Annotated in this window: 18 protein-coding genes; 6 read left to right on the plus strand and 12 right to left on the minus strand. The window is 66.4% G+C overall.

What is annotated here, in order from left to right:
- Positions 1 to 144: 144 nt before the first annotated feature.
- The 3 genes from GR303_RS14580 to GR303_RS14590 form a co-directional block, all read right to left on the minus strand.
- On the minus strand, positions 145 to 3,603 hold the full coding sequence (locus GR303_RS14580) for a chromosome segregation SMC family protein (protein ID WP_161722978.1): 3,459 nt from the start codon (positions 3,601 to 3,603) through the stop codon (positions 145 to 147).
- A 45-nt stretch (positions 3,604 to 3,648) separates the two neighbouring features.
- A complete protein-coding gene (locus tag GR303_RS14585) occupies positions 3,649 to 4,287 on the minus strand; it encodes a DsbA family protein (RefSeq protein WP_161722979.1) in 639 nt (212 codons plus the stop codon).
- Between the two features lie 72 nt (positions 4,288 to 4,359).
- A complete protein-coding gene (locus GR303_RS14590) occupies positions 4,360 to 4,869 on the minus strand; it encodes a DUF721 domain-containing protein (protein ID WP_161722980.1) in 510 nt (169 codons plus the stop codon).
- Positions 4,870 to 4,925: 56 nt separating this feature from the next.
- Between GR303_RS14590 and mutY the strand changes: the two genes are divergently transcribed.
- On the plus strand, positions 4,926 to 6,032 hold the full coding sequence (gene mutY, locus GR303_RS14595; RefSeq protein ID WP_161722981.1) for an A/G-specific adenine glycosylase: 1,107 nt from the start codon (positions 4,926 to 4,928) through the stop codon (positions 6,030 to 6,032).
- 194 nt (positions 6,033 to 6,226) lie between these two features.
- On the opposite strand, the gene GR303_RS14600 is transcribed toward mutY, so the two are convergent.
- The 3 genes from GR303_RS14600 to GR303_RS14610 form a co-directional block, all read right to left on the minus strand.
- Positions 6,227 to 7,123 (minus strand): LysR family transcriptional regulator, encoded by an 897-nt coding sequence (locus tag GR303_RS14600; protein WP_161722982.1) that lies wholly within the window; start codon positions 7,121 to 7,123, stop codon positions 6,227 to 6,229.
- Between the two features lie 237 nt (positions 7,124 to 7,360).
- On the minus strand, positions 7,361 to 7,753 hold the full coding sequence (locus tag GR303_RS14605; RefSeq protein ID WP_161722983.1) for a DUF6220 domain-containing protein: 393 nt from the start codon (positions 7,751 to 7,753) through the stop codon (positions 7,361 to 7,363).
- A 13-nt stretch (positions 7,754 to 7,766) separates the two neighbouring features.
- Entirely contained in the window at positions 7,767 to 8,315 is a 549-nt protein-coding gene (locus tag GR303_RS14610; protein WP_161722984.1) for an NAD(P)H-dependent oxidoreductase, read from the minus strand.
- Positions 8,316 to 8,403: 88 nt separating this feature from the next.
- Between GR303_RS14610 and GR303_RS14615 the strand changes: the two genes are divergently transcribed.
- Positions 8,404 to 9,303 (plus strand): LysR family transcriptional regulator, encoded by a 900-nt coding sequence (locus GR303_RS14615; RefSeq protein WP_161722985.1) that lies wholly within the window; start codon positions 8,404 to 8,406, stop codon positions 9,301 to 9,303.
- Between the two features lie 6 nt (positions 9,304 to 9,309).
- Here GR303_RS14615 and GR303_RS14620 read toward each other — a convergent pair whose 3' ends face one another.
- From GR303_RS14620 to GR303_RS14635, 4 genes are all read right to left on the minus strand, one after another.
- Entirely contained in the window at positions 9,310 to 11,124 is a 1,815-nt protein-coding gene (locus GR303_RS14620; RefSeq protein ID WP_161722986.1) for an ABC transporter permease subunit, read from the minus strand.
- Positions 11,121 to 12,098 (minus strand): ABC transporter substrate-binding protein, encoded by a 978-nt coding sequence (locus GR303_RS14625; protein ID WP_201752065.1) that lies wholly within the window; start codon positions 12,096 to 12,098, stop codon positions 11,121 to 11,123. Before GR303_RS14625 ends, GR303_RS14620 begins: the two co-directional genes overlap by 4 nt.
- Positions 12,099 to 12,247: 149 nt before the next feature.
- Positions 12,248 to 13,444: a site-specific DNA-methyltransferase gene (locus tag GR303_RS14630; protein WP_246205551.1), complete on the minus strand. Its 1,197-nt coding sequence runs from the start codon at positions 13,442 to 13,444 to the stop codon at positions 12,248 to 12,250.
- Between the two features lie 158 nt (positions 13,445 to 13,602).
- A complete protein-coding gene (locus tag GR303_RS14635) occupies positions 13,603 to 14,217 on the minus strand; it encodes a ribonuclease HII (RefSeq protein WP_161722988.1) in 615 nt (204 codons plus the stop codon).
- A gap of 295 nt (positions 14,218 to 14,512) precedes the next feature.
- Here GR303_RS14635 and GR303_RS14640 point away from each other — a divergent pair, with 295 nt between their 5' ends.
- Positions 14,513 to 14,965, plus strand: a complete 453-nt coding sequence (locus GR303_RS14640; RefSeq protein WP_161722989.1) for a hypothetical protein — start codon at positions 14,513 to 14,515, stop codon at positions 14,963 to 14,965.
- A gap of 2 nt (positions 14,966 to 14,967) precedes the next feature.
- Here GR303_RS14640 and GR303_RS14645 read toward each other — a convergent pair whose 3' ends face one another.
- Positions 14,968 to 16,149, minus strand: a complete 1,182-nt coding sequence (locus tag GR303_RS14645) for a PA0069 family radical SAM protein (RefSeq protein WP_161722990.1) — start codon at positions 16,147 to 16,149, stop codon at positions 14,968 to 14,970.
- A 104-nt stretch (positions 16,150 to 16,253) separates the two neighbouring features.
- Between GR303_RS14645 and GR303_RS14650 the strand changes: the two genes are divergently transcribed.
- Positions 16,254 to 16,745: a hypothetical protein gene (locus tag GR303_RS14650; protein WP_161722991.1), complete on the plus strand. Its 492-nt coding sequence runs from the start codon at positions 16,254 to 16,256 to the stop codon at positions 16,743 to 16,745.
- Between the two features lie 10 nt (positions 16,746 to 16,755).
- On the plus strand, positions 16,756 to 17,517 hold the full coding sequence (locus GR303_RS14655) for a hypothetical protein (protein WP_161722992.1): 762 nt from the start codon (positions 16,756 to 16,758) through the stop codon (positions 17,515 to 17,517).
- Positions 17,518 to 17,535: 18 nt separating this feature from the next.
- Here the strand turns inward: GR303_RS14655 and moaB are convergent, their stop codons facing one another.
- A complete protein-coding gene (moaB, locus tag GR303_RS14660) occupies positions 17,536 to 18,090 on the minus strand; it encodes a molybdenum cofactor biosynthesis protein B (protein ID WP_161722993.1) in 555 nt (184 codons plus the stop codon).
- Positions 18,091 to 18,318: 228 nt separating this feature from the next.
- On the opposite strand from moaB, the gene GR303_RS14665 reads away from it, so the two are divergent.
- On the plus strand, positions 18,319 to 18,909 hold the full coding sequence (locus tag GR303_RS14665; RefSeq protein ID WP_246726447.1) for a cupin domain-containing protein: 591 nt from the start codon (positions 18,319 to 18,321) through the stop codon (positions 18,907 to 18,909).
- Positions 18,910 to 18,985: the final 76 nt, after the last annotated feature.

The raw sequence follows: 18,985 nt of genomic DNA on the forward strand, positions 1-18,985 counted from the left end.
CATATGAGCGGGGGTCCCCCCTGTCAAGGACCGTCTGAAAAGAACTAAGTCCTTGATATTGTTCCAGGAACGCTGTTTTTGGGCTGGTCCGAGCGGAAAGCGCACATGTTTTTGGGGCTGAAGCATGGCGGAGGCTTCAAAGCCTTAGGCCACCTCAAGAATGCGCTCGGCGCTCTGCAGGTCGACGGAGACCAGTTGGGACACGCCCCGCTCGGCCATGGTGACGCCGAACAGGCGGTCCATGCGGGCCATGGTGATGGGGTTGTGGGTGATGACCACGAACCGGGTCTCCGTCTGCCGGGCCATGTCTTCCAGAAGGGCGCAGTAGCGCTCCACGTTGGCGTCGTCGAGGGGCGCGTCCACCTCGTCCAGCACGCAGATCGGCGAGGGATTGGTGAGGAACACGGCGAAGATCAGCGCCGTGGCGGTGAGCGCCTGCTCGCCGCCCGAGAGCAGGGTCATGCTCTGGGGCTTCTTGCCCGGCGGGCGGGCGAGGATTTCGAGGCCGGCCTCCAGAGGGTCGTCCGAATCGACCAGGGTTAGCTCGGCCGTGCCGCCGCCGAAGAGGGTGGAGAAGAGGCGCTTGAAGTGGTTGTTCACCACGTCGAAGGCGGCGAGCAGCCGCTCCCGGCCCTCGCGGTTGAGGCTGCCGATGGCTTGGCGCAGGCGCTTGATGGCCTCGACGAGGTCGTCCCGCTCGGTGGCGATGCCGTTGTACTTGGCTTCGAGCTCGGAGAGTTCCTCGTCGGCGCGCAGGTTCACGGCGCCGAGGCGCTCCCGGTCGCTCTTGAGGGAGTGGAGCTTCCCCTCGATCTCGGCATGGGAGGGGAGCTCGGTGGCCTCCTTCAGCCCGGCGAGCTCGATGAGTCCGGCGGGAGTCGTCTCGAGGTTCTCCGCGATGGCGCGGGTGATCTCGGCGAGGCGCGCCACGGCGGCCTCATGGCGGGCCTGGGACCCGGCGCGGGCCTCGCGGGCGGCCGAGAGGGCTTCGAGAGCGGCGCGGGCGGCGCGGTCGGTCTCGGCGAGATGCGTCTCCGCATCGGCGAGGCGATCGGCGGCTTCCTGGCGCTTGGCTTCGGCCTCCTCGACCTCGGCGATCAGGGCGCGGCGGCGCTGGAGATAGGTGTCGGGAGCGTCCAGCAGACGCTGATGCTCGTCCTGGGCGCGCTCCAGGCGCTCGCCGAGATCCTCGAAGGCCCGGGCAGCCCGGGCGGCCCGCTCGGTCCAGAGGCGGATATCGGCGGCGAGGGCCTCCTGCCGGCGGCGGCGCAGCTCGGCCTCGTGCATGAGCGACTGCAGGGCGGCGCGCGCCTCGGAGGCGGCAGCGCGGCGCTCGGCCACGCGGGTGCGCTCCTCCAGCAGGCGGCTTTCGAGATCGGGAGCCGGGGCGAGGTCCTGAAGGGCGCTCTGGGCATCCTCGACCCGCTCCAGGGCCTCCGCCTCGCTCTCGGAGAGGCGGGCCAGGCCTTCCTGCAGGGCGGAGCGGCGCTGGCCGAGCTCGGCCTCCCTGCGTTCGGCTGCGCCGAGCCGCATGCGGGCGGCATCGAGGGCCTGGCGGGCCTGGCGGGCGGCCTCGATGGCCTGCATCTCGTGAGAAGCGGCGCGCCGGACGGCTTCGAGAGCCGCTTCCGCCTCGTGGCGCAGGTGCTCGGCCTGCTCGCGGGCCTCGGCCGCCTCGCGCTCCAGGTCGCCGAGGCGGTTCTTCTCGGCGAGACGCCGGGCGGCCGGGGAGGGCGCTTCGGCTGCGGCGGTGAAGCCGTCCCAGCGCCACAGGTCGCCCTCCTGGGAGACCAGCCGCTGGCCGGGCTTGAGCAGGGCGCGCAGGCGAAGCCCGTCGGCCCGGCTCACCACGCCGATCTGGCGCAGGCGGCGCTGAAGGGCAGCGGGCGCCTGGGCGAGATCCGCCAGGGAACGGACGCCCTCCGGCAGGGCCGGATCGCCGTCACCGGTGCCGGTTTCGGCCCAGTGGTGAGGCGCGGATGGGTTGACCGAGGCTTCGAGATCGTCGCCCAGCGCCGCGCCGAGCGCCGTCTCGTAGCCCTTCTGCACCGTGATCTGGTCGACGGCCGGGGGCCAGAGGTCGCCGGTGGCGGAGGTGACGAGCTTGGCGAGCGTGCGCGCCTCGGTCTCCAGCCGCTGCGCCTTGCGCTCCGCCTCGGTAAGGGGCTGGCGCAGGCGGTTTTCCGCCTCGCGGGCGGCGGCCAGGGTCTCACGCGCCTCGATCACGGCCTCCTCGGCCGATCGGGCGCTCTCCTCGGCGATGGCCATCTCCTCGCGCAGATCGTCCAGGGACGGGCCGTCCTCGGGCGAGGCGGAGAGGGCCGCGATCTCGCGCTCCAGCCGCTCCTTCTCGGACCGGAACCGGGCGGCGCGCTCCATTTCCTCGCGCGCGGCGCGCTCCAGGGCGGCGCGGCGGGCATTGAGATCCGAGGTCTGGGCCTGAAGGGCGCTCAAGGAGGCTTCGGCCTCGTGCAGCTCCGCCTCGGCCGCATGCAGGCGCTCCTCGGCCTCCGCGCGGGCATCATCCGCCCCGTCGGTGGTGAGCGCGATCTCGGCGGCCTCGGCCTGGAGGCGCTCGATGGTGGCCTCGGCATCCGTGCGCTGGGCCGCCTCGCGGGCGATGTCGCGGTTGAGGTCGCCGATGTGGCGCTCGAGCTCCGTCACGCGCTCCTTGGAGCGGCGCTCCTCCGATTCGAGCTCGTTGCGGGCATGGGTCAGGCGCTGCAGGGCGGCCGCGGCGGCGGCCTCCTCCTGGCGCAGGGCGGGCAGCGCATGGGCGGCGACCGCCTGGGCGGTGGCAGCCCGGGTCTGCTCCTCGGTGGCATCGGCCACGGCCTTGAGGTCCTCGGCCACCTGGCGCTCGGCACTGGCGGCCTGCTCCCGCGCCTCGGCGAAGCTGATGGCGTAGAGCAGGGCCTCCAACCGGCGGATCTCGGCTGAAAGATTCTTGTAGCGGGAGGCCTGGCGACCCTGGCGCTTCAGGCTCTCGATCTGGCTTTCCAGCTCCCGGATCACGTCCTCGACGCGGACCAGGTTGTCCTCGGCGGCTTTCAGCCGCAGCTCCGCCTCGTGGCGGCGGGCATGAAGGCCCGCGATGCCGGCGGCGTCTTCCAGGATGCGGCGGCGGGCCTGGGGCTTGGCGGAGATGATCTCGCTGATCTGGCCCTGGCGCACGAGGGCCGGCGAGCGGGCGCCGGTGGCCGCGTCGGCGAACAGGATCTGCACGTCGCGGGCGCGCACCTCCTTGCCGTTCACCCGGTAGGTGGAACCTTCCTCGCGCTCGATCTTGCGGGAGATCTCGAGGATGTCCGCGTCGTTGAAGGCGGCCGGAGCGGTGCGCTCGGCATTGTCGATGGTGAGCATCACCTCGGCCCAGTTGCGGGCGGGGCGGCTGCCGGAGCCGGAGAAGATGACGTCGTCCATCCCCGTGGCGCGCATGTTCTTGTGGGAGTTCTCTCCCATGACCCAGCGCAGGGCCTCGACGAGGTTGGACTTGCCGCAGCCGTTGGGGCCCACCACGCCGGTCAGACCGGGCTCGATCAGGAAGTCGGTGGGCTCAACGAAGGTCTTGAAGCCTGCAATGCGAAGGCGCGTCAGCTTCATGGACGCGCCTTCCCGTCCCGCCCAGCGAGGGCGGGGTGATGGAGCTTATTCTCCAAGCATCGGCTTGATGACCTTTTCAATCTCATCGATCGACAGGCTTCCAGGATGACGCTGACCATTGATGAAGAAGGTCGGCGTGGAGTCTACACGGAACTGCTCCATACCCCGGTTCTTCACCGCGTTGACTGCGTCATATAGTTTCTGGTCCTTGAGGCAAGCCTCAAATTTTTCCTGTGAAAAACCGGCCTGGCGCATGAGGGAGCGCAGGGCGTCGAGCGGCTTGTCCACAAAGGCCCAGTTCCGCTGCTGCTCGAACAGGAGGTCGGTGATCGGGTAGTATTTGTCGTTGCCGTCGCAGCGGGCGAGCATGAAACCGGCCGTGGCGAGCGGGTCGAGGGGGAACTCGCGCAGGACGAAGCGGACCTTGCCGGTGTCGATGTAGCGCTTCTTCAGCTCCGGCCAGGTATTCTTGTGGAAATTGGCGCAGTGGGAGCAGGTGAGCGAGGCGTACTCGATGATCGTCACCTTGGCGTTCTCTGGGCCGAGGGCCACGTCGCCGAGGGGGCCCTGGACCGCGAGGTCCTGCACCGACACGTTCTGGGCGAAGGCAGGCAAGCTCGTGGCGAGATAGGCGGCCGCGGCTGCGGTTCCGAGAAGCTGAAGCGTCTGACGCCGGGTGATCATCGTGGGAAGGCTCCTGAAGAGATTTCGTCCTGCGGTAGAATGCCTTGGGCCCTGAGGCAAGCGGCCCCTATCTCACGCTTTCGTGCGTGAACCGGAGCTGACGATGGCCTGGCCCAGCCGGTCGAGGGCCGCCTTCAAGGATTCTTCCTCGATGGGCTGGACGGCCCTGTCGACCTTCTCCCGGTCCGCCGGGGTGAGGGCGGGCGGCGCCGGCTGCTTCTTCTCAACCCGCCGCACGGGTCCTTGTTTCAAGACGATCTTTCCGATGCAGCGCCAGCCGTAATAGGTGTTCACCCGGTCGATGATGGTGGGCGCCATGTGCTGGAGCTCGAGGGCGAAGGCGCTCTCGACCCGGATCACGAGGGTCGCGGGCTCCGGTCGGGCTTCCGGATCCGCATGGGGGCTTTTGCGCTTCCACTCGATCTTGAGCGGCTGGGTGAATGCGGCAAGCCGTTCTCCGACGATCTCGGGCCAGGCCATGATCACGTCGGACGTCGCAAAGCCCTGCGCCGCCAGGCTGGGGGTCAGGCAGGCGTCGAGAAGCTCGGCGAGGGGGCGGGCGAGAGGCCGCATTCGTCTCATGTTGAATGTCCAAAAGCCGCGTTGGAATATCCGGCCGGCACCGTTATTCCACGAACATGTTAACGTCCGCCTCGAGCGCAACCAAGCCCGACCCGCAGGATCTTCTCGCCTGGTACGACCGTCACCGGCGCGACCTGCCGTGGCGCGCCAAGCCGGGAGAGACCGCAAACCCTTATCGCGTCTGGCTTTCCGAGATCATGCTCCAGCAGACCACGGTGGCGGCGGTCAAACCCTATTACCTGAATTTCCTGGATCGCTTTCCGACCGTCGAGGCCCTGGCCGAAGCCCCGTCCGAGGCGGTGATGCAGGCCTGGGCCGGCCTCGGCTATTATTCCCGCGCCCGCAACCTCCATGCCTGCGCCAAGGCGGTCGTGGACAGGCACGGCGGGCGCTTTCCGGAGACGGAGGCGGAGCTGCTGAAGCTTCCCGGCATCGGGGCCTACACCGCAGCGGCCGTGGCCGCCATCGCCTTCAACCAGAAGGCTGCGGCGGTGGACGGCAACGTGGAGCGGGTCATGTCCCGCATCTTCATGGTCGAGGAGCCGCTGCCGAAGGCCAAGCCCCTGATCCGGAGCCTAACCGAGGAGCTTGTGCCGGAGGACCGCCCCGGCGACTTCGCCCAAGCCGTGATGGATCTCGGCGCCACCCTCTGCACGCCCAAACGCCCCGCCTGCGCGCTGTGCCCCTGGATGAGGCCCTGCCGCGCCCGCGCCGAAGGCCTGCAGGAGACCTTCCCGCGCAAGCAGAAGAAGGAGGCCGGGCAGCTGCGCAGGGGCGCGGCCTTCGTGGTGCTGCGGGCCGACGACACCATCCTGCTGCGCACCCGCCCGCCGACAGGCCTGCTCGGCGGCATGGTCGAGCCGCCGACGAGCGAATGGGCGCCCGATTACGAGCCCTCCCGCGCCGTGCTCGACGCCCCCATCGAGGCGCGCTGGCAGCGCCTGCCCGGCACGGTCCGCCACGTCTTCACCCACTTCCCCCTGGAACTGACGGTGCTCTTCGCCAAGGTCGCCAAGGGAACGCCCGCACCGGACGACATGCGCTGGACCCCGCGCCTTCAGCTTCATGAAGAAGCGCTGCCCGGCGCCATGAAGAAGGTGCTGGTGCATGCACTGGGCGAGCTGCCGGGCGCGAAGGGGAAGAAGCAGGCGAAGAGCGCGTGAACCTTCTGATATTGACCCGCCTCGGTCCCCCTCCCCCTTGCGGGGAGGGGCAGGGGTGGGGGTGGTGTGGCCGGGTGAAAGGCTAAGCCAGCCAAGCACTGTAGTGATCGCGCGCTTTCTTCATCGACGAAGCGCTCTGACATTCCGACCCCCACCCTCGATCCCTCCCCTCAAGGGGGAGGGAAGAAGCCCCCTCACCCTCCCACCAGCGCCTTCTTGTTGCGCTTGAACAGGGTCGCCAGCGCATTCGCCACCCGCGTCACGTTGGGGCGGTTGCGGCTGCGGCGGTGCATGACGAGGAAGACGTCCTCGATCAGGTCGCCCTCGGGCTTCACCACCTGGACGAGATCCGGGTCCGAGTCGCCGAGCCAGCAGGGAAGGAAGGCGGCGCCGAGGCCGGCCTTCGCGGCCTGGTAGCGGATCGGCATGTCGCCGATGCGGGCTGCGATGGTACGGCCTTGCGCAAACTCGGCGACGTAGGCCGCCTGCCGGGAGAGCGTCGGGTCCTCCGGGGGCGCGATGACGGCTCTGGGGTTCTCGTCACGGGCATAGATGGCGAAGGCGATCTGGCCGATCCTGCGGGCGACGAGGTCCTCCGTCCCCTCGGGGAGGGAGCGCATGCGCAGGCCGATATCGGCCTCGCCCGAGGCGAGATCGAGCCGCTGCCTGGTCGGGATATAGGCGATCTCCACGGGGGCGGCGGCCTCGTGCAGTTCCGCCGCATGGAGCGAGAGGAACAGGGTGACCGAGGCGGTGGCCGTCACCCGCACGGGAGCGTCGGGATCGGGCCGGTAGGCGGCGGCCGTGCGGGACACGATGGCAGCGGCCTCGCCCATGGGAGCGGCCGCCTCCAGAACAGCCCTGCCGGCCTCCGTCAGCTCGAGATTGTTGGGACCGCGCTGGAAGAGGGTGAGCCCGAGCGTCTCCTCCAGCACCTTGATGCGCCGCGCGATGGTGGGCTGGCTCTGGCCCAGCGCCTTGGCGGCGCTGTTCATCGATCCATGAGCCACCACGGCGAGAAAGATCCGAAGGTCGTCCCAGGACGGTTCGGCGAGGGCGAGACGGAAGGGATCGAGAGACGAAGGAGCCATGCGAGAATGCTAAAGCGCTGAACCGGGTTCGGCATAGGGGGTGTTCCGCTCTGGGGACAAGACGGACCTTCGCTCAGGAACCGCTGCCACGCAGCCTGACAGGCACATTGGAGACCTCTTCAGTTTTGAAGGGGCAGAGGCCTTCCCAGGAAGACGTTATGGCCGGTCTTGCCCAGCCATAACGTGGGCAGATCATCATCGTATTGGGTTTAGTTTATAGTCTGATGCTGGATGCGCTCAGATTTTGCTGCTTCGATAGGCGAGCATTGCGCTGGCCAGCAGAAGGAGGGCGGCATTCGCAGCGTGGGCGGCCCTCAGGGCTCCGATGCCGGTTGCCTCGCCGATGACGAGCCAGGCGATCTGAAGTGCGTAAAGCAGGAAGACGAGGAGGCTAAGGCCGCGCAGCCTGCGCATGTTCGTACTGAAAAGCGCGATCAGCAGCATGGTCCCGACCGGCAGAGCGATGAACCCGCCCAGGGCTCCGTGAAGCTCCCACATGGCCCCATCCACGAAGATGCCGAGGCCGACCAAGAAGAACTGCGTGACGATGAGGAGCGGGATGATCGACGTGATGCCGAACACGACGACCGGGAACAGTCCGGGCCGGCTTCGATGAGCAAGGGTTTGCATGGGACGCCTCCTTTCAAGCGGCCAGGGTGAGGCTGAGATCGCAGAGGCGGCCTGCATAACGCTCGCCTGATAGCCTCAAGGCCTCATCGCTTGCATCCCGCGAATCGTAGAGCACGAAAGGCTCCTGCCATTGCAGACCGCAGCGATGCGCCGTCGCCTCCAGAGGCTTGAGCAGTTCCGCCACAGAGAAGCGGTTCGAGCCGTCCGGCGCGTAGGCCCGTTCGGGCGCTCCAGCCGTGACGGCCACCAGAATCGGCTTGCCCTCGAGCAGCCTGCCCTCACGCTCGAAGGCGAGATAGATCATGCGTGTCAGAACCTGATCCTGCCACTCCTTCAGGAGCGGAGGGGTGGAGTACCACTGCATGGGAAACTGCAGCACGATCCGGTCGGCGTCGAGGAGAAGCCGAACCTGAGCTTCCACATCGATCTGCCCGTCAGGGGATGCGTCATAGAGATCGACGATCTCTATGCCAGGACGCCTCCAGACGGCGGCGAGAAGCGCCTTGTTGGCGCGTGACGCATCCATCTGGGGATGAGCGACGAGGATGAGGGTCTTGGGCATCAGTGCCTCCTGTTGGTGACAGGAAGGAATTTGGGCCTGCTGGCATAATCATTCCAATGGATAGAAGATATATGGTATTATTCGTTTCATGAATTTACGTGGTATCGACCTCAACCTACTCGTTATTCTGGATGCCTTGCTGGACGAGGCCCATGTGAGTCGTGCCGCTGCCCGACTCAGGCTTTCCCAGCCGGCAACCTCCAGCGCGCTGGACCGCTGTCGCCATCTTTTCAACGATCCGCTGCTGGAGCGGGGCCGGGGTGGGATGCGCCTGACCCCGAAGGCGAGAACCCTGCGCGAGCCCCTGAAGCAGGCCCTCGCGTCAGTGGCCACCATCCTGGATCCGCCCCAGATCGCCTTGGCAGACATCAAGCAATCGGTGCGCATCGTCATGGCCGACCATCCGGCCGTCATCGTGACCCGCACGCTCTTCGGCACCTTGAGCAAGACTGCGCCTGGAATCGATCTCGTGATCATGCCCTGGCATGGAGCTGCCGACGTGACGGAGCGGTTGGCCCGCGGGGATGTCGATCTCGCGGTGTCCGTCCTGCCGCCGCTGGGCTCGCAGTTCCATCGCATCGAACTCCTGCACGAGACCTATGTCGTGGCCATGCGCAAGGGACATCCGGCCGCGGATGTTTTCAGCCTCGATGCCTGGCTTTCCTATCCGCACATCCTCGTCTCGGGTCGTGGAGACACGCGTGGAACGCTCGATGAGGCGCTCGCCACCTTCGGCCGTTCACGCCGGGTAGGCCTTGTGATGCCGAGCTTTTTGATGGTGCCGCCCACGCTCGAATCCTCGGACATGATCGCGCTCCTGCCGCGGCACTGCCTGCCGGTCGATCATGGGAGCAGCCTCGCCGTGTTCGAGCCGCCGATTCCGGTGGAGGGTTTTCCGCTTCACATTGCCTGGCACAAGCGCCGCGACAGCGACGTCGCCGTGCAGCATGTAGCGGAGCTGATCCGGGCTTGTCTGGAGGCGCAATAAGATGCCCTAGGCCTCGAGCGCCGGAATCGGCTTGAGCCCTTCAGCAACCTTTTCGATGCCGACGCACGTTCGATGGGGTTTCCCTTCCGCCCTTACCATTGCATCCGCCTCGCAATGCCAGGGCAGGGTGCCTGCCGGCAGGTGTCGGCCTAGGGCATCGAGCGCGAGCATGGCGAGGGTGACGACCGCCACGATCACGACGGCGACGGCCGAGGCCTGGCTCGCAAGCCCTGCCTCTTCGAGGTTGTAGAGCACCACCCCGATGGTCTCCGTGCCGGCGGACCAGAGCAGGGCCGAGACGGTGAGCTCGCTGAAGGCGAGCAGGAAGGCCATCAGGCCGCCCGCCGCCGCCGCCGGGAGCAGGGAGGGCAGGACGATGTCGGCAAGGCGCCGCATCAGGCGGGCGCCGTCGAGCGCCGCAGCCTCCTCCTGCGCCATGTCCACCTGCATCATTCCTGCGAGCACCGGTTTCATCGCCACCGACAGGAAGCGGGCGAGATAGGCGAAGACGATGATCCACGGCGTGGCATAGAGCGAGACGCCGATGAGCGGCAGGGGCTTCAGGAACAGGAGGATGCAGGCGATGGCGAGCACGATGCCGGGCAGCACGTAGGGGATCTCGAGCAGGGCCATGGCCGGAATGCGCGCCGGCCCCATGAACCGCACCAGCCCGTAGGCCAAGGGAATGGTGAGGAAGGCCAACAGGCCTGCCGCGCCGCCGGCGTAGAGAAGCGAATTCACGAAGGCGCGCATGGTCACGTCCTGCCGCGCCAGCACCTCGACGAAGTGGTCCAGCGTCACGGTCGCGACGGTGAGTGGCATGCCGTAGGACGGGACCAGCGCGGCCGCGAGCAACGACAGCATCGGCAGGACGAGGGTGGCGCCGATCACGAAGGCCGCGAAGCCCTCGGCCAGGATGCTGCCCCGGCCAAGATGCCAGAACGGCTGAAGAGGCGCATCCTCCTCCAGGTGGACCTCGCCCCGCCGCGTCAGCCATTGGCTCGCCGCCACGCACACGACGGCGATAGCGGCAACCAGCAGGCCGAGCGCCGCCACGTCGCCGAGAATGCCCGTGCCGAAGCTCGACAGGCGGCGATAGATCAGAACCGGAAGGGTGAGATAGTTCACCGGCGCGCCGAGCAGGGCGGGAATGCCGAAATTCCCGATGCCCGCCACGAAGGCGAGCAGGGCAGCGCCCATGAGATGAGGGCGCAGCAGCGGCAGCAGGTGGTCGGTGACGATCCGCAGGGGCCGCGCGCCGTCCATGCGCGCCGCCTCGACGACGGCGAGCGGAATGCGTTTGAGGCCGGCGCTCATCACCACGTAGACGAGGGGGGCATGATGCAGCCCCAGCACCACAACGATGCCGCCGCGCCCGAGCATCGGGTTGGCGGTGCCCGCTTCAGGCGCGAGGCCCAGAGCATTGAGGATCGGCGAAGCGGGACCCGCGAGATGGAGGAAGGCGAGGGCGATCACCTGGGGCGAGATCATCACCGACAGGACGAACAGGAACGAGGCGATCCGGCGCCCGCGCATGTCGGTGATGCCGAGGAGCAGCGCCATGGCGGTGCCGAGCGGCAATGCCAGCAGGCTCGAAAGCAGCGCGGTCTCGAGGGTTGCCTGCGCGGCGCGCAGGGCCGAGCGACTGGCGAGGGCGGAGAGGGCCTTGTCCGGATCGAAGGCGCCGCCGGGCGCGAGGGCTGCCAGAAGCAGCCGTGCGGCAGGAAGCACGTCGAAGGCAACGATGAACAAAGCAACAAGAGCGAGGAGGCCGAAACCTCCCCGCTCCAGGAATGACGTGGCGTGCGCGCGCTCTCTCACTGGCCGAAGATATCGGCGAAGGTCGCCTTGTTCCTGGCCTCATCGGCGAGCGCCTTGGCGGCATCGAAGCCCATGACCTTGATCTGCTCGCGCGACGGATAGCCGGCCGGGAGCGCGACCGCCGGGTGAGCCGCGATATAGCCCTGCTTCAGGGCCAGTTCCTGCCCCTCCTTCGACAGGAGGAAGTCGACGAAGACGCGGGCGGCGTCCGGATTCTTGGTGGTCTTGAGGATGGCGACCGGCTCCGACACGGCGGAGACGCCCTCCTTCGGGAACACGAACTCGATCGGCGCGCCCTTGGCCTTCTCGCGGATCGGCATGTAGTCGACGATGACGCCGTAGAGCTTCTGGCCGCCGGCGACCTGCTTGAGCACGTCGCCGTTGCCGCCGCCCGCCACCGCGTCGTTGTCCTTCAGTGCCTCGTAGTATTTCCAGCCGCCCTCGAGGTTGCCGGTGAGCGTCGCGGCGTGGATGAGGGCCGCGCCCGAGGTCAGCGGGCTCGGCATGACGAGCTGCCCCTTGACCTCGGGCTTCGTAAGATCGAGCCAGGAGGCTGGCTTGAAGCCGGCCTTCGTGTTGTAGGCGATGCCCGTGGTGATCAGCTTGGTGGCGAACCAGAATTTCTGCGCGTCGTGCGTGCCGGGCGGATAGGCGGAGACGTCCGCCTTCTCGTGCGCCAGCAGGCGGCCCTCCTTCTTGAGGCCCTCCATGGTCACGCTGTCGGCGATCAGCAGCACGTCCGCCTGCGGCTGGCCCGCCTCGAATTCGGCGCTGAGCTTGGCGAGGATCTTCGGCGTGCCGTCGCGCACGAAGGTGACGTTCACCCCCGGGTGCTTCGCCTTGAAGGCGTCGACGGTCTGCTGCGCGTCGGTGTTGGGCTGGCTCGTATAGAGAACGAGGTTTCCGGAGATGCCTTGTGCCTGCGCGAAGGCAGGCACGAGGGCGGCGAGCAGGGGAAGAAGAATCCGCTTCATGGGCACGGGGCAATCCCTCTCTTCAGGTAAGGCTTCCCCGCGCTAGCGGTCTTGGATGACGCCTCTGTGACGAAAAGCTTAGCGCGGAAAACGAAAAGGGCCAGCACATGGCCAGCCCTTTCACGGATTTGCGATCCGGATGCAAGCCGTCAGGCCGCCATCTCCGCCCGCACCTTGGCGCGGAACTCGTCGATGCAGACGAGTTTCCCCGCGCGCTCCACATGCCAGAAGGTCCAGCCGTTGCACGAGGGGAAGCCCTGCGTGAGCGCCCCGATCTTGTGGATCGAGCCGACGATGGCGCCGAGCGCGAGCGTGCCGTCGGCGCGCACCACCGCCTTGTGGCGGCGGCGCTCGTCCACCAGGGTCTCGCCGGCCTTCACATGGCCTGCCTCGATGAGGGAGAGGAAGGGCACGCGCACTTCCGTGCGCTTCTCGGGGGCGGCGGCGATCGAGATGTCCGAGAGCGGCACGACCGCATCGATGCGCTTGCGCGCCGCCTTGGCATAGGTCGAATCCCGCTCGAGGCCGATGAAGTTGCGGCCGAGCATCTTGGCCACCGCACCCGTGGTGCCGGAGCCGAAGAAGGGATCGAGCACCACGTCGCCGGGATTGGAGGAGGAGAGCAGCACGCGGGCGAGCAGCGCCTCGGGCTTCTGCGTCGGGTGCACCTTGCGCCCCTGCGCGTCCTTCAGGCGCTCCTCGCCGGTGCAGATCGGGATGAACCAGTCCGAACGCATCTGCACGTCTTCGTTGCCGGCTTTCAGCGCATCGTAATGGAAGGTGTAGCCCTTCGCCTCCGGGCTCTTCGAGGCCCAGATCATGGTCTCGTGCGCGTTGGTGAAGCGGCGGCCCTTGAAGTTCGGCATCGGGTTGGCCTTGCGCCACACGATGTCGTTCAGGATCCAGAAGTTCAGATCCTGCAGCGCCGCGCCCACGCGGAAGATGTTGTGATAGGAGCCGATGACCCACAGCGTCGCGTTCTTCTTCATCACGCGGCGCACGGCCAGGAGCCAGGCGCGGGTGAACGCGTCGTAATCGGCAAAGCTCGCGAACTTGTCCCAGTCGTCGTCGACCGCGTCGACGAGGCTCTGGTCCGGGCGCGTGAGCGCCTGTTCGAGCTGGAGATTGTAAGGCGGATCCGCGAAGACCACGTCCACGCTCTCAGGGGGAAGCTTCTCGAGATTGGCGATGCAGTCGCCGAGAAGAATCTCGTTGAGAGGAAGAGGCTGCGGCAGAACGGACAGGGGGGCTTTACGCCCCGTCCGAGGAGCCGGCGCAGACCGCCCGGTACGCGAGACATGGATCCGGGAGGCGGCGCCGGCAACCCCGGTACGCAAGGTACCCATGGGTGATCACCGGTTACGCAACTGACACCTCGGATCATGGTGGGTCAGGGTAAAGATGTGGTTTCCAAGCCAGAAAAAATGCGTGATATTTTGGGTCGGCAATTCCTGCCGACCCATTGAAAAGATTGAGATTTTTAGTTAACCGCCGTTAAGCTCGGTTACAGGTCCAGTAACCCTTGGCGCAAAGGCGCGAAACTCATCCGGTGGAAGGGGCAGGGACCCTCGCTCGCCACCGCCGAAAGGTGCGCCTTGGTGCTGTAGCCTGCGTTGCTGGCAAAACCATAGGCCGGAAAAGCCTGCCCGAGCCTCGCCATCATGCGGTCGCGGACCACCTTCGCGACGATGGAGGCCGCCGCAATCGATGCGATGTGCGAATCACCCTTGACGATGGCTTGCGTCGCGCAGGGAAGATCCGGCGGGTCGTTGCCGTCGACGAAGGCCATGTCCGGCGCGCAGGGCAGCGCCGCGAGCGCGCGGCACATGGCGAGCAGCGACGCCTGCCTGATGTTGATGCTGTCGATCTCCCGATGGGACACCGAGGCGATGCCGACATGCGCCGTCGCCAGGATCTCGGCAAAGAGCGCCTCGCGCCTGGCCGCCGAGAGCGCCTTCGAATCGGCGAGCCCTTGAGGAACGCGGTCGAGATCGAGCACCACCGCCGCCGACACCACCGGCCCCGCCAGCGGCCCGCGCCCGACCTCGTCGAGGCCGGCAATGCAGGTATAGCCCTGTGCGCGGGCGGAAAGCTCGCGGTCAATGTTCATAACTGGCATTTGTTACAATCTACTATTGCCAATGCTAGAAGGGAGTATCAAATTAGATACGAGATTGGGAGAGATGAATGTCTTGGCTTAGAAGGGTTACGAAACGCCCTTGGATTGATCCTGCAGATGTGAAGGGTTGGATCCGCCGAGACGGCAGGTCTGGTATGGCTATTAACGGTTCTACAGCTGTAGTGACCACCAGAGATTATCCAGGCCGGATAACAAGCCGGACGATCCGAAACGATGTGTATGAAGATGCTTTGCGAGCGGCTGAAACCACATTGCGGAACAATGCGCGTAAAAAATGACTGCCGCTGCAGATCCTTCCTACAACACAGTTTACGAGAAACTCGTTCTTCGAGAAGATGATTTGGTTGGGCTTATCTCTTACGCACTCTATAAGCAGCGTAAGAGATCATGGATTGTTGACTTCAAAGCCCAAAAGGGGCGGGCTCCCAACAAGGATGAAGAGAATAGCTATCTTATTGGTGAGACCACATCTTCTCGTCTAAATGATTATCGTCAGCAGGCTGAGGCTATCCTTGGTGCATATGCAGATGAAGTCGTGAAGAGCGCTGCACCTGAAATTCAGAAGGCAGCAATAGCTGGTCGAATTGAGCAAGCATTAGCTTGGTATCAACAGATACCAGGGGGGTTCGTTGCTGCTCTATCTTATACAATATTTCTTATATGCATCGTGCTTGTGCTGAAATATGCAGGCATAGATTTGCTCAGCATTTTGCAGTCGGCGAGATAATCTTAAAACAAGCTCAGCTGCCCCGTCTCCTTCGGCGGCACCGTGAAGAGGTCCGTGCGCAGGCGCAGGTTGCGCTTGTTGAGGCCGAGCCGCTCGCAGGCGGTCTCGAAGCGCCGGCCGAGCATCCAGGCATAGGGGCCGATGCCGGACTGGCGGGTGCTCCAGTTCGCGTCGTAGTCCTTGCCGCCGCGCGCCTCCTGCAGCAGCGTGAAGACGTGCTTGAGCTTGTCCGGGTAATGGTCGACGAGCCAGTCGCGCATCAGGTCCTTCAGGTCGTGCGGCAGGCGCAGGAGCACGTAGCCGGCCTCCTGCACACCGGCCTCCGCGCAGGCCTTCAGGATGGTCTCGATCTCGTGGTCGTTGATCGCCGGAATGATCGGGGCGACGAGCACGGTCACGGGGATGCCGGCCTCGGCGAGCCTGCGGATCGTCTCGAGGCGCTTGGCCGGGGTGGCCGCGCGGGGCTCCATGCGGCGGGCGAGCTTCGGGTCGAGGGTGGTCACGGAGATCGCCACCTTCGCAAGCCCCCGCTCGGCCATGGGAGCCAGGAGGTCGATGTCGCGGGTGACGAGGGCGGACTTCGTCACGATGGCCACCGGATGGTTCATCCGGCTCAGCACCTCGAGAACGGAGCGCGTGATCCGGAAGCGCCGCTCCACCGGCTGGTAGGGGTCGGTGTTGGAGCCCAGCGCGATGGGGCTCGGCTGGTACTTCGGGGCCCTGAGCTCCTTTTCCAGCAGTTCGGCCGCGTTGGGCTTGGCGAAGATCTTGGTCTCGAAGTCGAGCCCGGAGGACAGGCCCTGGTAGGCGTGCGTGGGCCGCGCGAAGCAGTAGGAGCAGCCGTGTTCGCAGCCGCGATAGGGGTTGATCGACTTCTCGAAGAGGATATCCGGCGAATCGTTGCGGGTGACGATCGTGCGCGGCTTCTCGACGATCACCTCGGTGGGAAGCGGCGGCAGCTCCTCCTCGATGCTCCAGCCGTCGTCGAAGGCCTCGCGCTGCGCCGGTTCGTAGCGCCCCGACGGGTTGGCGGCAGCGCCGCGGCCGCGGCGGCGCTCCATCTCGACCCGGTAGGCCGGGTCGTCCATGCGGCGCCGCGCGGCTTCCGCCGCTTCCAGGGGCGTTCGCTTCACATTCCTCGGCGAAAGCGCATCGCGGGCGAAATCCTTGGCGCGGGCACTCATGGCAGCCTCAAGCGAATCTGAGCATCGGAGGCCGCAAGCTTAAGAACAAAAAGGGAACAAAATCAAGATGGCAGCCGATGAGCCTGAGGGGTTATGCTGTTCCCATGATCACTCTTCTCGTTCGCGTCACCCATGGGCCGGAGGCCCTGGCAGCCACCTTGAGCGCCTTCGTTCCCGCCGTTGCCGCCGGGCTCGTCGGCGATGCCGTGATTCTGGCCGGCAGGCAGGACGACGCTCTGGCCCAAGTAGCCGATGCCGCGGGCGCAACCCTTCTTCCGCTCGGGCGGGACTGCTGGAAGGAGGGGGCGAGGGTGGCGCGGCGCGACTGGCTGTTGTGCCTCGACGACGGCGACGTCCCGCAGGAGGGCTGGATCCGGGTGCTCGAGCGCTTCGTGACCTCGGCGGGGCCCGAGCAGGGCTTCGCGCGGATGCGGCGGCGGCAAAGCGCGATGCGTGCGCTCACCGGCCTGCTCTGGGGCTCGCGGCGGGTGCGCAGCGGCGATCTCGTCCATCGCCGGGTCCTGCTGAACGAGGTGCGATCGCGCGCGCCGATGCGGCTCTCCGCCGCCGTCGAACGCGACCCCGTCTTCGGTTGAGAGGAACGTCATGAGCGACCTCCTCTCGGCCGTTCGATTCTGCGCGGATTCCGAACTCGGCTACGAGCGCAGCCGGACCCGGTTCCAGGCCGGGGAGGGGCTCGCCCTCGACGAGACCTACCGGCTCGCCCACCTGCCGCTGGTCGCCCCCGCCCATCCGCGGGTGATCCGGACGCGGGAGGGCACATCCTACGACATGGGCCGGCATGAGCCGGTGTTTTCCCTCGTGCTGCCGATCTTCGCCGACCTCCTGTTCCAGTCGCTGGCCTATCGCGAGCTGGACCGGGAGATGCGGGCAGCGCCGTTTGCCGGAAAGATCGCCTGGGATGTCGTGGAGAGGCGCCGGGACAAGCTGCACGCCACGATCTGCGGCTCCCTCTCCACGGGCGCGCCGCCGCTTCTCGATCCCAAGCGGCTTCAGGCGTTGAGAGGGCTGGGGCCGGTCAGGGTCGAGCTGCGGGGCCTGTTTTCGGGCAGCGTGAACCGGGGCCGCCTGTATCTGCGTGCCTATCCCGAAAGCCGGAACGGGGAGAATGTCTTTCGCCGGATCCAGCGCAGCCTGGGCTGCCGCGAGACGGATCTTTACGTCGTCGGCCTCTACAACATGACCGACGATCTCGATGCGGGCGAGGCGGCTGCCCTCGCATCCCTGATCGAGCGCTGGTGGAGCCGGAGCATCCTGCGCTTCACCGTCGATCGCCTGTGGCTCACGGGGGCGCGGGACGACCTGGTTCTGGATTCCACGGTTGTCGCGTCGGTGCCGTTGGCGTGAGGCCGCGGCCTTGCCGGATCAGGCCTTCAGCTTGCCGCGTTTCAGGTGCTCGTCGAGGCGCGGCATGATCTCCACGAAGTTGCAGGGGCGGTGCCGGTAGTCGAGCTGGTTCTGCAGGATGCCGTCCCAGGCATCCTTGCAGGCGCCGGGCGAGCCCGGCAGCACGAAGACGAAGGTGGTGCCGATCACGCCGGCGGTGGCCCGCGACTGGATCGTGGAGGTGCCGATCTTGTCGTAGGAGATGCGGTGGAAGACGGCGGAGAAACCCTCCATCCGCTTGTCGAACAGGGGCTCGAGGGCTTCCGGCGTCACGTCCCGGCCGGTGAAGCCCGTGCCGCCGGTGGTGATGACCACGTCGATGGCGGGATCGGCGACCCAGCCCTGCACCCTGCCGCGGATCGCCTCCACGTCGTCCGTCACGACGGCCCGGTCGGCGAGGCGGTGGCCCGCCTTCGTCAGCCGTTCGGCCAGGGTGGCGCCGGACTTGTCCTCATCGAGCGAGCGCGTGTCGGAGACCGTCAGCACGGCGATGCTGAGAGGAACGAAAGGGAGAGTATCGTCGATACCGGGCATGGGAAGGGGCCTGTTCTTCGGGGGCATTCGGCGTCAGCAGCGCAAGAACCTAGGGCCTGTCGCCCCGTATTTCACCTGGATTTTGCGGCTCAAAAGGCGCATCGTGAAGATCGTCAGGTCGCCGTTGAAATGCGACCGGGATGAGTGCGTACAACTTTGTTGATCGGGTTCCTAACGGACGTCCGTGAACGCGTGCCGCAGCACGTCCAATCTTGGAAGGGTTGTATGATGAAACGCAAGCTCATCGCAGCATTGGTCTCAGGGTTGTTGGTCCTGCCCTCCCTGGCAACCGCGCAGCAAACCTTCTCCGTCAAGCCGCTGGTCGAGAAGAAAGTGACGGAGCTGCCGGCAGGCGACCTGTTCTGGCGGATCGAGACTTTCGATAGCAAGGAACAGGCGCAAGCGGCTGCAGGTCCCCTAGGATTGGTGGCCGAGTACGAAGGCAAGGTTTGGCTCTTCGAGCTTGGCCGAGCAGGCGAAGCTTCGAAAGGCGGCAAGCGAGTCGCCGAGATCGGGCCGCTCCCGAAGGTGAACGCATCGCAGTATCTTCTCCGCATCAACGAGGCAGGTGGTCCTCCGGGCAGTGTCACACCCGTGCATACCCATCCAGGGTCGGAGGCGTTTTACGTGCTCGCCGGAGAACTGACTCAAAGGACCCCGCAGGGTGTGGCACGCGTCTCTGCCGGCCAGACCCTGGTTGGTCATGCAGGCGACGTGCCGATGGAAGTGTTGAGCAGCGGCTCGTCCGAATTGAAGGAGTTCGCGCTGTTCGTGGTGGACGCCACCAAGCCGTTCTCATCACCGGCTCACCTTCACTGAGGCGCGTTGTTCAAGAAAACATCCTGGAGGGCGATCCGCACATCGCGCTCGCGGCTCTTGCTTTGTTCGCGGAAGC

The sequence above is a fragment of the Microvirga arsenatis genome (assembly GCF_009910705.1).
GTDB classification, from domain to species: domain Bacteria; phylum Pseudomonadota; class Alphaproteobacteria; order Rhizobiales; family Beijerinckiaceae; genus Microvirga; species Microvirga arsenatis.

Coding starts and splice junctions, on each gene's coding strand:
- GR303_RS14580 (WP_161722978.1), bottom strand. CDS start 3,603: ATGAAGCTGACGCGCCTTCGCATTGCAGGCTTCAAGACCTTCGTTGAG.
- GR303_RS14585 (WP_161722979.1), bottom strand. CDS start 4,287: ATGATCACCCGGCGTCAGACGCTTCAGCTTCTCGGAACCGCAGCCGCG.
- GR303_RS14590 (WP_161722980.1), bottom strand. CDS start 4,869: ATGAGACGAATGCGGCCTCTCGCCCGCCCCCTCGCCGAGCTTCTCGAC.
- mutY (WP_161722981.1), top strand. CDS start 4,926: ATGTTAACGTCCGCCTCGAGCGCAACCAAGCCCGACCCGCAGGATCTT.
- GR303_RS14600 (WP_161722982.1), bottom strand. CDS start 7,123: ATGGCTCCTTCGTCTCTCGATCCCTTCCGTCTCGCCCTCGCCGAACCG.
- GR303_RS14605 (WP_161722983.1), bottom strand. CDS start 7,753: ATGCAAACCCTTGCTCATCGAAGCCGGCCCGGACTGTTCCCGGTCGTC.
- GR303_RS14610 (WP_161722984.1), bottom strand. CDS start 8,315: ATGCCCAAGACCCTCATCCTCGTCGCTCATCCCCAGATGGATGCGTCA.
- GR303_RS14615 (WP_161722985.1), top strand. CDS start 8,404: ATGAATTTACGTGGTATCGACCTCAACCTACTCGTTATTCTGGATGCC.
- GR303_RS14625 (WP_201752065.1), bottom strand. CDS start 12,098: ATGAAGCGGATTCTTCTTCCCCTGCTCGCCGCCCTCGTGCCTGCCTTC.
- GR303_RS14630 (WP_246205551.1), bottom strand. CDS start 13,444: ATGGGTACCTTGCGTACCGGGGTTGCCGGCGCCGCCTCCCGGATCCAT.
- GR303_RS14635 (WP_161722988.1), bottom strand. CDS start 14,217: ATGCCAGTTATGAACATTGACCGCGAGCTTTCCGCCCGCGCACAGGGC.
- GR303_RS14640 (WP_161722989.1), top strand. CDS start 14,513: ATGACTGCCGCTGCAGATCCTTCCTACAACACAGTTTACGAGAAACTC.
- GR303_RS14645 (WP_161722990.1), bottom strand. CDS start 16,149: ATGAGTGCCCGCGCCAAGGATTTCGCCCGCGATGCGCTTTCGCCGAGG.
- GR303_RS14650 (WP_161722991.1), top strand. CDS start 16,254: ATGATCACTCTTCTCGTTCGCGTCACCCATGGGCCGGAGGCCCTGGCA.
- GR303_RS14655 (WP_161722992.1), top strand. CDS start 16,756: ATGAGCGACCTCCTCTCGGCCGTTCGATTCTGCGCGGATTCCGAACTC.
- moaB (WP_161722993.1), bottom strand. CDS start 18,090: ATGCCCGGTATCGACGATACTCTCCCTTTCGTTCCTCTCAGCATCGCC.
- GR303_RS14665 (WP_246726447.1), top strand. CDS start 18,319: ATGAAACGCAAGCTCATCGCAGCATTGGTCTCAGGGTTGTTGGTCCTG.